We start from the raw sequence: 14,017 nt of genomic DNA, 5'->3' as shown, positions 1-14,017 counted from the left end.
TGCTCAGCCCCTCCCGCTGCCGCGCTCTTCGGACTGGCGGGAGAGGATGGCTGCAAACTCGGTCCCGAAGCCTTCCATCCGCTCAGCAAAATTGTCCACGCTACGGCTGATGAGGTTGTAGGCCACATAGGCCGGGATGGCCGTGAGCAGACCGATGGCCGTCGCAAACAGGGCCTCGGAAATGCCCGGTGCCACGACGGAGAGGTTCGTATTGTGCATGGAAGCGATGGAGCTGAATGCGTGCATGATACCCCAGACCGTCCCGAACAGCCCGACAAACGGAGCTACCGGGCCGATGGTGGCCAGCATGACGAGGTAGCGGCTCAGACGTTCGGTCTCACGAGCGACCGTAATGCTGATGGCCCGGTCGATGCGCTCGGACGTACCCCCATGAATCACGTCAATGCCCGCAATACGGGAGGACCGACGCCACTCCCCCATCGCCGCCCCGAAAACGGCAGCCATCGGATGGACAGGCCGGGCACCCTCGCTGTCATAAAGATCATCCAGAGACCCGCCGGACCAGAATCTGTCCTCAAACCCCGTGGCCTCGCGATTGACCCGGCGGAGGAGAAGCACCTTCTCCACAATCACCGCCCACACAAAAATGCTGCACAGCACCAGCCCGATCATGACCAGCTGCACAGCCAGCGAAGCATTCAGGAACAGATGAAAGGGCGAAAGCCCCGCTGCCCCGGCAGCACCCAGAGCACTCGAATTCACAGCCTGATCCACTCCGCTTTCTCCTGTTTTCTATGGTTCTGTTGGATAAAGGACTACTGCCCCATGTTGCGGCAGGATGCTCCTTTTTCAATGGCACAGGACGCAGAAAGAGCAAACATCTTTATCTTTAAATCTTTTGTCAGGCGGAACGTTCTTCCGGCACCGTCAGTCCTGAGAGTTTTTCCCTGTAGGATGCCGGAAGACGCAAGGGGCTCATGCCAGCCAGCTTCAGGCAGGCCAGTTCCACCTCAATCACCACTGACTTCTGCCCCTCACGGGAAAGATTGGTGATGACCTGCCGCAGATTCAGCCGGGCTCCCGACATCTGAAGCAGCACCGTCTCCACATCCATCAGTTCATCCAGCCGCAGGGGCGCATGATACCGGATACCCAGCTGCCTGACGACAAAACCGATTCCATCCTGTTCTGCCATCTCTCCGACGCCAAGCCCAAGGCTGCGCAAGGCCTCGGCCCGGGCCCGTTCGGCAAAACCCAGATACCGGGCATGATAAACGATGCCCCCTGCATCTGTATCCTCATAATAGATACGGAACTGACAGTGATGTGCCGCCATGCTGTTCTCCCCCGATGACGGCCCCTACAGGAACCGTGGTGCCAGATTGTCTGATGGCGGTGTGAGACCGAGATAACGCCAGCCCGGTTCACCCAGCATCCGCCCCCGTGAGGTCCGCAGGACGAGCCCTTCCTGTATCAGATAGGGTTCCACGACGTCCTCCAGCGTATCACGGGCTTCTGCCAAAGCTGCTGCCAGAGTTTCCACCCCTACTGGGCCACCCCTGTGATGCTCGGCAATGCGGCGCAGATAGCGCCTGTCCATCGCATCAAGACCATGACTGTCCACCTCCAGCCGGGAGAGGGCTGCATCTGCCAGCGCACGGTCAACAATCTCTTTCTTCGCCACAAGCGCAAAGTCCCGCACGCGGCGCAGCAGCCTTCCGGCAATGCGCGGCGTCCCTCGGGAACGGCGGGCAATTTCCTCGGCTCCTTCATCTGTCAGGGCCATGCCCAGCTTCCCCGCCCCCCGGCTGACGATCTGCCGCAATTCATCAGGCGTATAGAACACCAGACGCAACGGAATGCCGAACCGGTCCCGCAATGGTGTGGCCAGCAGGCCGGACCGTGTCGTGGCTGCCACGAGCGTGAAAGGCGCCAGATCAATCCGCACGGAACGGGCCGCGGGGCCTTCCCCGATGACGAGGTCCAGCTGGAAGTCCTCCATCGCCGGATAGAGGATTTCCTCAATCGCTGGCTGGAGACGATGAATCTCATCAATGAACAGCACATCACGAGGCTGAAGATTTGTCAGGATGGCCGCAAGGTCTCCAGCCCGCTGGATCACCGGCCCGGACGTGGCACGAAAGCCCACGCCAAGCTCACGGGAGACGATCTGCGCAAGAGTCGTCTTTCCCAGCCCCGGCGGGCCATGCAGCAGGACGTGGTCCAGCGCATCACCCCGTTTGCGGGCTGCCTCGATGAAGATGGAGAGATTTTCCCGACTGGCTTTCTGGCCCGTAAAGTCGGCCAGGGTCTGCGGCCGCAGGGTAGCATCGGCCACATCCTCCGGCTGGCGTGTGGCATCCGTCTCCGGCGCACGGCCGGGCGGCATATCTGGCACAAACTGGTTCATCGGCCCCGTTCTTTCCCTCTACCCTCTGCCTACCGGGCCAGTTCCTTGAGAGCAAGACGGATGATGACATCCAGCCCTTCCCCAACGTGGTCTCCAATGAGACGGCTGATGATGGGCCAGCTTTCAGCCCGACGGAAGCCCAGCCCTTCCAGCGCCATGAGGGCATCCTGCTCCAGCCCGGCACTGCCATGCAGGCTGGTACTGATGGCTGCTCCGCCCCCCCCAGCACTCATGGACGTCCCACTCATGCTGGCAGGAGCCGGCATTTTGGCCACTTTGCTCCTGAGCTCCGTCAGGAGGCGGACTGCCAGCTTGGGGCCAACCCCGGCAGCCTGCGTAAAGGCTGTCCTGTCCTCAGCATGGACAGCCTGCCAGAGCAGACTGGGGCGGCTGACTGACAGAATGGCCAGAGCCACACGGGCCCCTACACCCTGAACGGTCGTGAGAAGACGGAACCATGCCTGCTCATCCGCCTCCGCAAAACCAAAAAGCTGGATGGCATCTTCCCGCACAACCGTTTCCACCAGTACACGGGCGACTTCCGGCGGGCGGGGCAGCAGCCCCAGCGTATGGCTGGAGGCTGAGACAACATACCCCACCCCATTCACATCAATGAGGCAGTGATCACCATCGATATGAGAGACAAGGCCTGTCAGCTGTCCGATCATGCCATGCGTACTCCTGCGGCTACATGCCGGGCACTGGCCCGATGATGGGCATGGCAGATGGCGATAGCCAGTGCATCGGACGCATCAGCCCGCCGGACCTCCGCCCCCGGTAACAGACGGCGGACCATCATGCTGACCTGCTCCTTCGTGGCCGCCCCCGTACCAACCACAGCCCGCTTCACAGCCATGGCCCCATATTCATGCACGCTCAGCCCGGCAAGGGCGGGCACAAGCAGGGCCACGCCACGGGCATAGCCCAGCTTGAGCGTGGAGGAGCCGTTGCGGTTCACATAGGTTTCCTCAACGGCAGCTTCTGCAGGACCATACTGCTGGATGAGCCTCATCAGCCCCTCATGCAGGTCGCACAGACGGCGGGGAACGTCATCACCGCTCTGGGTCGCCAGCACACCATCAGCCACATGGCGCAGGCGGTTCCCCTCCACATCCACGATACCCCAGCCCATGAAACGCAGGCCGGGATCGATCCCCATGAGACGGATCAAGCTGCCAGAGCCTCGGCCACCTCATCAGGGAGGTCGAAATTGGCATAGACGGCCTGCACATCGTCATTCTCCTCAAGCACGTCAATCAGCTTGAGAACGGAGCGGGCCTGATCCTCATCCAGCGTGACGGTCGTCTGCGGACGCCAGTCCAGCTTGGCGGAACGGGGTTCGCCAAAACGGCCTTCCAGCGCATCACGCACGCTCATCAGGGCCTCCATGGCCGTGGTGATTTCGTGGCCGTCTTCCGTGGTCTCCACGTTATCAGCCCCGGCTTCAATGGCGGCTTCCAGCATGTCATCCTCAGAAGCAGCATCCTGCGGATAGGTGATCACGCCGATATGGTCAAAGCCAAAGGACACGGAATTGGTTTCTCCCATGGAACCACCATGCTTGGAGAAAGCCGCCCGGACTTCGGAGGCCGTACGGTTGCGGTTATCGGTCAGCCCCTCGATGATGATGGCCACACCAGCCGGACCGTAGCCCTCATAACGGACGGCCACATAATCCTCACCACCACCGGCACCGCTGGCCTTCTTGATGGCACGCTCGACCGTATCCTTGGGCATGTTGACCTCACGGGCTGCCGTGATGGCAGCACGCAGGCGGGGGTTCATGGCCGGGTCTGGCATGCCGGACCGTGTGGCCACCGTGATCTCACGGATGACCTTGGCAAACTGCTTGGCGCGCTTGGCATCCTGCGCACCTTTGCGGTGCATGATGTTCTTGAACTGTGAATGTCCTGCCATGGACCTTACTTCTCCCAAAACAATGTTGAAACACCCATTACCATGCACCAGCACACCGTGCATCAGAAGGGGCTGCCCCCAGCAGGAAGCAGCCCGCCTTCTCAGATCATCCTGCCGTGGCAGTGCTTGAATTTCTGCCCGGACCCGCAGGGACAGGGAGCATTGCGGGGGACCTCATTGAGCCAGCGGGCCAGCGTGGCCGTATCCAGCGCCTCCTCATCAGCGGGACCATCCTCCTCCATGAAGGCAGTCGGCCCCGGCGGCATGGACGGTGCCTCGCTGACAGGCTGGACATGCCCGACAGACTGCACGACACGCAGCCGCAAGTCCTCCAGCATGTATGTGAACATCTGGAAGGCTTCCTGCTTGTACTCGTTCAGCGGGTCACGCTGGGCATAAGCCCGCAGGCCAATCCCCTGACGCATCTGGTCCAGCCCGTGCAGATGTTCTTTCCATGCCGCATCGAATGACGTCAGAAGAATATGCTTCTCGATCAACCGCATCATTTCCGGGCCAACAGTCGCTGAACGGGCTGCATGGGCCTTCGTGGCTGTTTCTTCGATGCGGTCGATCAGATGCTCCTCATCCATGCCATCTTCTTTTGCCCAGTCGGCAATCGGCATGTCCAGATTCAGGATGCGATGCAGCTCACCAGCAAGGCCATCCACATCCCAGGCCTCCACAAAGGAATTCTCCGGAATATGGGCATGGACGAGCTCTTCAATCACCTTCCCCCGCATCTCGGCAATCACGCCAGACACATCGGCGGATGCCATATATTCACGGCGCTGGGCATAGACCTCCTTGCGCTGTGCATTCATGACATCATCGTATTTCAGCGTGTTCTTGCGCATGTCGAAGTTGCGGGCCTCGACCTTCTTCTGCGCCTTTTCCAGCGCACGGTTCAGCCACGGATGCACGATGGCCTCACCCCGCTTGAGACCCATCTTCTGCATCATCGCCCCCATGCGGTCGGAGCCGAAAATGCGAATGAGGTCATCCTGAAGGGAAAGGAAAAAGCGGGAATTGCCCGGGTCACCCTGACGGCCAGACCGCCCACGCAGCTGGTTGTCCACCCGGCGGCTCTCATGCCGCTCCGTCCCGATGACATACAGCCCACCAAGCTCGTGTACCCGCTTGTGGTCAACGGCCACCTGCGCCCGGACCTGTTCCGCAATGGCAGCCCGCTCAGCTTCATCCTCAATACCGGCAGTCTTTTCAGCCACCAGCATCTCGACATTGCCACCGAGCTTGATGTCCGTACCACGCCCTGCCATGTTCGTGGCGATGGTGATGGCACCCGGCGCACCGGCCTGTGCGACAATGCTGGCCTCACGCTCATGATGCCGGGCATTCAGCACATTATGCGGAATACGCTTCTGCCGCAGCAGGTGTGACAGAACCTCGCTCTGCTCGATGGAGGCCGTACCGACAAGAATGGGCTGGCCTGTCTCATGCACCTTGCGGACGAGTTCAGCCACGGCCTCATATTTCTCTTCCGCCGTGAGATAGACCTCGTCATCCGCATCCTTGCGGCGCACGGGCAGATTGGTCGGAATCTCCACGACCTGAAGATTGTAGATCTCGGCGAATTCGTCAGCTTCCGTCATGGCCGTACCGGTCATGCCAGCCAGCTTGGGATAGAGACGGAAATAATTCTGGAAAGTGATGGAGGCCAGCGTCTGATTTTCCTGCTGGATTTCCACACCTTCCTTGGCTTCCAGCGCCTGATGCAGGCCATCAGAGTACCGGCGGCCATCCATCATGCGGCCCGTGAACTCGTCAATCAGCATCACCTTGTCGTCACGGACGATATAATCGACATCCCTCGTAAAAAGCGTCCGGGCCCGCAGAGACTGCTGGACATGATGGACAACCGAGACGTTGTGGAGGTCATACAGACCGCCTTCACGCAGCAGGCCCGCCTCCTGAAGCAGCTCCTCGACACGATCGGAGCCTTTTTCCGTCAGCGTGACAGTACGCAGCTTCTCATCCTTGTCATAAACATCCGGCTCTTTCACCAGCTGGGCAATCACGGCATCCACATGGCGATAAAGGTCGGAGCTGTCATCCGCCGGACCGGAAATGATGAGCGGCGTACGGGCCTCATCAATGAGGATGCTGTCCACCTCATCGACAATGGCAAAGCTGAAGGCACGCTGGACCATTTCATCCAGCGAATACTTCATGTTGTCCCGCAGATAGTCGAAGCCGAACTCGTTGTTCGTGCCGTATGTGATGTCCGCTCCATAGGCCGCACGGCGCTGGTCGTCCGTCAGGTTCGGGATGATCACGCCGGTGGTCAGGCCAAGGAAGCCGTAGAGGCGGGACATTTCCTCAGCGTCACGCTTCGCCAGATAATCATTGACGGTAACAACATGCACGCCCTTGCCAGACAAGGCATTCAGATAGACAGCCAGGGTCCCGACAAGGGTCTTGCCCTCACCCGTCCGCATCTCGGCAATCCGCCCATCATGCAGGACCATGCCCCCGATGAGCTGCACATCAAAATGACGCATCCCCAGCACACGGCGGGAGGCCTCACGACAGACAGCAAAGGCCTCGTCCAGAAGATCATCAAGGGAGGCACCCTCAGCCAGACGCTGGCGGAATTCCGCAGTTTTACCCTTCAGTTCATCATCCGTGAGAGCCTGCATCTGCGGCTCCAGAGCATTGATCTCCGGCACGCGCCGCTGATACTTCTTGAGTGAGCGGTCGTTGGAGTGGCCGAAGAGGGCGCGAGCAAGGCGTGAAAGCATGAGTTACCCTGAAAATTTTGCCACCAGCAACCATGTGCGCCCCTCTCCCCTGTGGGAAACAAGGAAACGCCCGCTGCGGATGGTCACAACGCTTTTCATATCATGTCCGACATAAGGGCCCTCGTCATCATGGTCAATGGGAAAGCCCCCGTCCGGCTTCCGGGCGCAGCGCAATTCTCCGCTTTTTCCCCTGTCAGGCACCAGCAGCCCAACCTGACGCCCGTACCAACATAAAATATAGGCAATACTTCGCCTTTCCGGCACCAAAGCCCTTGCTAGGGCAGGCAGGCTTTGTCATGGTGAAAGGGCTGAGTTTTAACAGATCGAAATGATGAGGTCTTACATGCGGCTTTCCCGCTCTCTTCTCCTGTGCACGGCCCTTATCGGGGGTGTCTCCTCTTCTGCCTCGCTGACAGCGCAGGCCGTGGCCGCCGACGCCCAGCCGGCCCCCGCCGCACAGCCGCAGGCCAAGCCCGCAGCAGACCCGAACATGCTGCTCGCCACCGTGAATGACCAGAAGATCACCCTGGGCGATGTCCAGCGCGCTGCTGCCACCCTGCCGCCGGAGGCGCGCCAGCTCCAGCCGGCCGTCATCATTCCGCTCCTGATCAACCAGCTCATCGACCAGAAGGCCATCCAGCTCCAGGCGGACAAGGCCGGTCTGGCCAGCAAGCCGGCTGTCAAGGCTGCCATGGAAGCAGCAGCAAACAATGTGCTCCAGAATGCCTATCTGGAAGAGCAGGTTGCACCGAAGCTGACGGACGATGCCCTGAAGGCCTACTATCAGGAGCATTTCGCCTCCAAGAAGCCTGAAGAGGAAGTCCATGCCCGCCACATCCTCGTGGATAGCGAGGCCAAGGCTGAAGGGATCATCCGGCAGCTGAACAAGGGGGCCGACTTTGCCAAGCTGGCTGGCCGTCTCTCCACGGACAAGGCATCCGGCGGCACGAATGGTGGCGATCTTGGCTGGTTCAAGCGTGGGGACATGATCCCGGATTTCTCCAACGCCGCTTTTGCCATGAAGTCCGGCACCATCACCCAGAAGCCGGTCCATACCCAGTATGGCTGGCACGTGATCCAGGTTCTGGGGACCCGCACGGCCCCCGTGCCGAGCTTTGAGCAGGTGCGTGACCAGATCCGCCGCGACCTGATACGCCAGGCAGTCCGCAAGGTGGTGGAAGCTGCCGAGAAGCAGGCCCGAATCGTGCATTATGATGCCAAGGGCCAGCCCATCACCAGTGCACCGGCACCTGCCGCTGCCCCGGCACAGGCAACACACTGAGCCATGGCCAAACCATACCCCCGCTCCCCACTGGCACTCTCACTGCCCAAGCTGACCTCGATTGCCGGGGTGCGGCTCAGTGGTGTGGAGGCCAACATCCGCTACAGCGGGCGGACCGACCTCATGCTGGTCGAGTTCGCCCCTGGCACGACGGCCGCAGGTGTCTATACCCGCAATCTCTGCCCGGGGGCTCCCATCCCCTGGTGTCGCCGTGCGCTCGCCAGCACGCCCCATGCCCGGGCGCTGCTGGTGAACTCCGGCAATGCAAATGTCTTCACCGGTCGTGCCGGGGAAGAGGCCGTGGTAGCCTGTGCCGGAGAGGTCGCCCATCAGCTGGGCTGCCCTGTCGAGGATGTCTTCCTGGCCTCTACCGGGGTGATTGGCGAGACGCTTCCCTACAAGAAGATCCTCTCTGCCCTGCCCGCAGCCATTGAAGCCCTGCATGTTGATGGATGGGAAGAAGCGGCCCGGGCCATCATGACCACGGACACCTTCCCCAAGGCGGCCCGTCGTGAAGTGAAGATCGGCAGCACAACGGTCTGCCTCCAGGGCATAGCCAAGGGGTCGGGCATGGTTGCGCCGGACATGGCCACCATGCTGGCCTACGTCGCCACAGATGCCTCCCTGCCCCAGCCGGTCCTTCAGGCCCTGCTGGAAGAAGGCGTGGGGCCGAGCTTCAACTCCATCACGGTGGACTCTGATACCTCTACATCCGACATGCTGATGCTTTTTGCCACCGGGCAGGCCGAGCATGAAGAGATCGGCAGTCATGAGGATGCCGCCCTGGCGGAATTCCGCACGGCCCTGAAGGACCTGCTCCATGAGCTGGCTCTGCTGGTCGTCCGTGATGGCGAGGGTGCCACCAAGCTGATCCGTGTCGATGTGCAGGAAGCTCAGGATGACGGGTCCGCCCGCAGGATCGCCATGGCCATTGCCAATTCTCCGCTGGTGAAAACCGCCATTGCCGGAGAGGATGCCAACTGGGGGCGTATTGTCATGGCCGTTGGCAAGAGTGGTGAGCCTGCCGACAGGGACCGCCTTTCCATTGCCATCGGGGACCACTGGGTGGCCAGCCAGGGCAGTGTGAAGGACCATGATGTCGAGGCGCTGAATGCCTACATGCGCCAGCAGGAGATCACGATCACGGCAGATCTGGGGCTTGGATCCGGCCGTGCGAGCGTCTGGACCTGTGATCTGACACACGGTTACATCGACATAAACGGCTCATACAGAAGCTGATACCGGGGGCATTTCCGCCCATATCCGGCAGGGTCAACCCCCAGTTGCGGACGGGGGCAGGCCCTGCCCCGGCAGGCACCGGTACCCCCCGGGGTGATAGGGGACCGGGACAATCAGAAAACAACATCGATGACCATGACAGGGCTTGTATATGGCAGGGCGGACCGCTAGAGCTCAGATATTGCTGCGCGTTCTGTTTGCGCCTGTCACGTCGGAAAAACGAGGAACGGTTCCATGTCCGCAAAGAAACATGTCGTCATTCTGGGAGGTGGTGTTGGCGGGCTGGAAGCCGCAACCCAGCTCAGCCACAACTCCCATGTCCGCATTACCCTGATTGATCAGAACGCCGTCCATATCTGGAAGCCTGTCCTGCATGAGCTGGCATCCGGCACGATCGGCCAGAAAGGCAACCTGTTCGCCTTCAATGAGCTTTCCAAACGTTTCGGCTTCTCCTTCATCCAGAGCACGCTGGACACCATCGACAGCACAACAAAGACGCTGAACCTGGAAAACGGGCAGGTCCTGAATTACGATCTGCTCGTCGTGGCTCTGGGCTCCTGCGCAAACGACTTCGGCACGCCCGGGGCGAAAGAAAACTGCCTCTTCCTCAATTCCCTGGCTGATGCCAACGCCATCCACGACCGTTTCCGTACGCTCATCGAGCGGGCGCAGCTGACAAACAAGCCTGTCCACCTGAACATTGTTGGGGGTGGTGCCACTGGGGTGCAGCTGGCTGCCGAACTCTGCCAGGCCATCGACAGCACTCCCGGCCTTGGCCCCTCTGCCCGCAAAAGGCTGCTCAGGCCCACGCTGATCGAGGCGCAGGACAGACTGCTGCCGCCTTTCCCCGAGCAGGTTTCGGCCGAGGCCAAGGCCGAACTGGAGAAGCTGGGATTCGATGTCATCACCGGCGGCATGGTCAGTGAGGTCGGCTGCGGATACATCGCCCTCAAGGATGGCCGGCGCATCGAGTCCGACTTCCCCATCTGGGCTGCTGGGGTGAAAGCCTGCGTGGCGACCTCTCTCCTGAAGAATCTTGAGCTCAGCCGCAGCGGGCAGATCATGGTCACCAACACGCTCCAGACCACGAAAGACCCGTCCATCTATGCCATCGGTGACTGCGCCCGCATGGAGGTCAACCCCACAGCCCCCACGGCGCAGGCCGCCCGGCAGGAAGGCCGTTATGTCGGCCGGGTTGCCATTCCCCGCCAGCTGGCTGGCAAGGCAGCGGTCCCGTTCGTCTATAACGACCGTGGCGCCGTCGTGGCTCTGGGGCGGTACAATGCCTGGGGCATGTGGCCCTCCAAGAAGGGGTTCGGCGGCCATGGCTTTGGGGCCCAGCTAGCCCGCTTCATCCATGAAGGTCTGTTCCGCCAGCACCAGATGGGCATCAGCGGTCTTTTCCGTACCGTCTGCGCAGCCCTCGGCGAACGCTTCAAGCCCAACAATCCTGATCTGAACGGCAAGAAACCGTCAGCACAGCCGGAACAGGACTGAAGCGGCCCTTCCCCCCAACCCGGCAGCCCCCTTCACAGCAGGTGAAGGGGATTTGCCCTGCGGGGGCTCAAAAGGCCTGTACACTCCACCATCAAGGTTTCTCACCAGGACGGCACAAGGCGCAAGACAGTTGCCGGGAGACCTTTTATACTCGGGCTCTGTGCCATCATGATCCGTACCGCCAGAAAAGGGCAGCCCCAGTCTGCTCCCCTTGCGGCGACAGGGGAACGCCTGCCATGACCCTATCCTGTACAGCTTCCACCGGTTCTATCGAACAGCAGATCATCAAAAACGGTTTTGCCTTTCTCCCCGCTCGACAGGCCAGAGCGTGGCTGGAGCCCTGCGGCCTGAAAGACTGGCAGGGTTTTGCTGAAAGCTGGAATGATCTGGGCATGGACCTCTACATGGCTGATGGCGGGCGCTACCGCCGTCGTCGCTATGGGACTTTTTCCATCACCGGGAACAGCCTGACCCGCAAGGACCATCAGCCCCATTATCAGAGCCGGGATTACAATCTGCTCAATGGCGGGGTAGAACGCTGGTTCAGTCCCATCACTGACGAGATGGGGCGACATCCGGCCCTTGCGGCCATTCTCCAGGCCACCTCCACCATGGCGGACCACCTCTCCCCGGAACGACCCCAGCCAGCCCCGTGGCATGTGGAGGTCCATCAGTTCCGCATCGAGGCCGCCAGCGATGCAGAGGCTCTTCCCACGCCGGAAGGGATGCATCGTGATGGCGTGGACTGGGTTTTCGTCTTCATGGTCAACCGCTGCAACATACGGGAAGGCGTCACGAGCATCCATGCGCTGGACCAGCAGACCGTACTGGGGTCCTTCACCCTGACAGAGCCGCTGGATACTGCCATTGTGGACGATCACCGTGTCTATCACGGTGTGACGGCGGTAGAACCGGAAGACCCCACCCTGCCCGCCTACCGTGACGTGCTCGTCGTCACCTTGCGGTATGAATGAACACAACCCCGTTACCCTGCCATTCATGGCGGGCTTCCCTGTCTTTTCCTGACCCGTCCCCCAGAGGATAACGACGCCATGACCCGTTCATCACCTGTTCCTGTCCGCCTCCGTGGCCTTGCCGGAAACCTGTGCCGTTCCGCCATCGTCATGGGTCTCTTCGGTTTCATCCAGACCAGCCCGGCCGAGGCGGCCAGCCAGAAGCATCCGTCACGTCATCATCATTCAGCACAGCACTCCAGCACGACACCCGTGGAGCTGAAAGCCCAGCCCGGCACGGAGCTGGACAGGCAGGCCCGCAGCCTGAATGCAGACCTTCTGGACGATGCGGCCCGCCACAACGAGACACCCATCGTCCTGACAGGGACAGCCAAACTCGCCCCAAAGCAGAAAAACATGATCCTGTTCGTGCAGCTGCAATCATACCGCCTCTGCGGGTCTGCAGGCTGTACCACCTCCATCTATCGCAGGAATGGCAACAAATGGGACACACTGCTGGACAGCGTGAACGGTTCCATCCGTATTGCCCGCCAGCGTCACAACGGTCTGGCTGACATCATTATTGATGGCAACGACCGCTGGGTATTTGACGGGCAGAAATACGAGGACACTCTCAACAGCCCCTGATTCTTCGGGCCCCACCGTCATGTTGGCAGGCGCTGGGGCCCTTTTTCATCTTTCTGCAAAGGAATGACAAAATCCGGCTGATACCGGAGAAAATATTTTTTACAGTTTTTTATATGGATATAATCATATCATTATGTGATAAATACAATACATTAACTTGCCGTCACCTTTAGCTCTCAATAATACCCTTCTCCGCCCACTTCTATACTTTACATATAACATCATGCTTATATGTGTATGGGATTGATATTTTCATCAAGTTTTTTTACCCATGGCGCTCCTTCAACAGACAGAAAACGGGGACCAGACCACAGCCCCCCAATGAGCCAGCGCCATGCCTTCTTCCACCACGCCCTTCTCTTCCGTAGCTGACCGGACACCCCTCATCCTTGATGGTGGCATGGGGCGGGAGCTGCACCGCATGGGAGCTCCGTTCCGCCAGCCGGAATGGTCAGCCCTCAGCCTGATGGAGCGGCCCGATCTGGTGCAGCAGGCCCATGAGAACTTCCTCAAGGCCGGGGCGCATGTCATCACGACCAACAGCTATGCCGTCGTGCCATTCCATATCGGTGAGGAACGTTTTGCCGCACGGGGCGAGGAACTGGCCCGCCTCTCCGGCCATCTGGGACGGCAGGCCATTGCAGCACAGGCCCAGGGTGGAAAGCCGTCTCTTCTGGCCGGCTCCCTGCCACCGGCAGGCGGCTCTTACCGTCCCGACCTGTTCACCCCCCAGAAGGCAGAGGCTATCCTGACGCCGCTCATCCGTGGGCTGGCACCCTCGGCCGATCTCTGGCTGGCAGAAACACAGAGCAGCATCGCCGAACTTCAGACAGCCCACAGCCTCGTCCAGCAGAGCACGGACGATGCACGCCCCTTCTGGGGCAGTTTCACGCTGGATGATTCCGATCCCGCCGCTCTCATCCACCAGCACGCCCCGGTCCGCCTGCGGTCGGGTGAACTGCTGGAAGAAGCCGTGGAAGCCGCCCTTCAGCTGAAGCTGGAGGCCCTGCTCTTCAACTGCAGCGACCCCCGCATCATGGAAACGGCCCTGCACACAGCCCGAAAGGTGCTGAAGACCCACGGTGATTCCACCACCCTGAAACTGGGCGTGTATGCCAACGGTTTCGCCCACAACCATCATGACGGCGAAGGCGAAGGAGCCAATGAAAGCATCACTCCACTGGATGGCACGCTGACATCCCAGCGTTACGCCGACTTCGCCCAGCACTGGCTTGCTGCCGGGGCCGACATCATCGGGGGCTGCTGTGGCATCGGGCCGGAGCATGTCGCCGCCCTCGCCGCCCGTTTTTCCTGACCTGCTGACCCACCGCCCATTTCGCACTCTGGAGAC

The 14,017-nt window shown here is 60.6% G+C and carries 13 protein-coding genes; 6 read left to right on the top strand and 7 right to left on the bottom strand.

Annotated features, from left to right (window positions below):
- Window positions 1-3: 3 nt before the first annotated feature.
- The 7 genes from tolQ to secA all read right to left on the bottom strand — a co-directional run bounded on the left by tolQ (window position 4) and on the right by secA (window position 7,047).
- Window positions 4-735 carry a protein TolQ gene (tolQ, locus tag DTI93_RS00735; protein ID WP_043560857.1) on the bottom strand — a complete coding sequence of 244 codons (732 nt, stop codon included), beginning with the start codon at window positions 733-735 and terminating at the stop codon, window positions 4-6.
- Between the two features lie 127 nt (window positions 736-862).
- Window positions 863-1,297, bottom strand: coding sequence for a YbgC/FadM family acyl-CoA thioesterase (locus tag DTI93_RS00730; protein WP_043560860.1), 435 nt, complete (start codon window positions 1,295-1,297; stop codon window positions 863-865).
- Between the two features lie 24 nt (window positions 1,298-1,321).
- Window positions 1,322-2,371 carry a Holliday junction branch migration DNA helicase RuvB gene (ruvB, locus tag DTI93_RS00725; RefSeq protein ID WP_373364562.1) on the bottom strand — a complete coding sequence of 350 codons (1,050 nt, stop codon included), beginning with the start codon at window positions 2,369-2,371 and terminating at the stop codon, window positions 1,322-1,324.
- A gap of 29 nt (window positions 2,372-2,400) precedes the next feature.
- On the bottom strand, window positions 2,401-3,039 hold the full coding sequence (gene ruvA, locus DTI93_RS00720; RefSeq protein ID WP_043560863.1) for a Holliday junction branch migration protein RuvA: 639 nt from the start codon (window positions 3,037-3,039) through the stop codon (window positions 2,401-2,403).
- Entirely contained in the window at window positions 3,036-3,542 is a 507-nt protein-coding gene (gene ruvC / locus DTI93_RS00715) for a crossover junction endodeoxyribonuclease RuvC (RefSeq protein WP_043560866.1), read from the bottom strand. Before ruvC ends, ruvA begins: the two co-directional genes overlap by 4 nt.
- Complete coding sequence (locus DTI93_RS00710) at window positions 3,539-4,288, bottom strand: YebC/PmpR family DNA-binding transcriptional regulator (RefSeq protein ID WP_043560868.1); 750 nt, start codon at window positions 4,286-4,288, stop codon at window positions 3,539-3,541. The genes ruvC and DTI93_RS00710 overlap by 4 nt, the downstream gene beginning before the upstream one ends.
- A 101-nt stretch (window positions 4,289-4,389) precedes the next feature.
- Entirely contained in the window at window positions 4,390-7,047 is a 2,658-nt protein-coding gene (gene secA, locus DTI93_RS00705; RefSeq protein WP_249079335.1) for a preprotein translocase subunit SecA, read from the bottom strand.
- A gap of 343 nt (window positions 7,048-7,390) precedes the next feature.
- Here secA and DTI93_RS00700 point away from each other — a divergent pair, with 343 nt between their 5' ends.
- The 6 genes from DTI93_RS00700 (at window position 7,391) to DTI93_RS00675 (ending at window position 13,981) form a co-directional block, all read left to right on the top strand.
- Window positions 7,391-8,329: a peptidylprolyl isomerase gene (locus tag DTI93_RS00700; RefSeq protein WP_249079334.1), complete on the top strand. Its 939-nt coding sequence runs from the start codon at window positions 7,391-7,393 to the stop codon at window positions 8,327-8,329.
- 3 nt (window positions 8,330-8,332) lie between these two features.
- Complete coding sequence (gene argJ / locus DTI93_RS00695; protein WP_043560878.1) at window positions 8,333-9,568, top strand: bifunctional glutamate N-acetyltransferase/amino-acid acetyltransferase ArgJ; 1,236 nt, start codon at window positions 8,333-8,335, stop codon at window positions 9,566-9,568.
- Between the two features lie 234 nt (window positions 9,569-9,802).
- A complete protein-coding gene (locus DTI93_RS00690; RefSeq protein WP_192847990.1) occupies window positions 9,803-11,065 on the top strand; it encodes an NAD(P)/FAD-dependent oxidoreductase in 1,263 nt (420 codons plus the stop codon).
- Window positions 11,066-11,301: 236 nt separating this feature from the next.
- Complete coding sequence (locus DTI93_RS00685) at window positions 11,302-12,039, top strand: 2OG-Fe dioxygenase family protein (RefSeq protein ID WP_249079333.1); 738 nt, start codon at window positions 11,302-11,304, stop codon at window positions 12,037-12,039.
- 78 nt (window positions 12,040-12,117) lie between these two features.
- Window positions 12,118-12,666 (top strand): hypothetical protein, encoded by a 549-nt coding sequence (locus tag DTI93_RS00680; protein WP_052349154.1) that lies wholly within the window; start codon window positions 12,118-12,120, stop codon window positions 12,664-12,666.
- A gap of 334 nt (window positions 12,667-13,000) precedes the next feature.
- Complete coding sequence (locus tag DTI93_RS00675; RefSeq protein WP_249079331.1) at window positions 13,001-13,981, top strand: homocysteine S-methyltransferase family protein; 981 nt, start codon at window positions 13,001-13,003, stop codon at window positions 13,979-13,981.
- Window positions 13,982-14,017: the final 36 nt, after the last annotated feature.

Source organism: Parasaccharibacter sp. TMW 2.1884, assembly GCF_023337695.1.
Lineage (GTDB): Bacteria > Pseudomonadota > Alphaproteobacteria > Acetobacterales > Acetobacteraceae > Bombella > Bombella apis.
The sequence above is the reverse complement of the archived record's forward strand: the minus strand, read 5'-3'. Positions and strand labels throughout refer to the sequence as shown.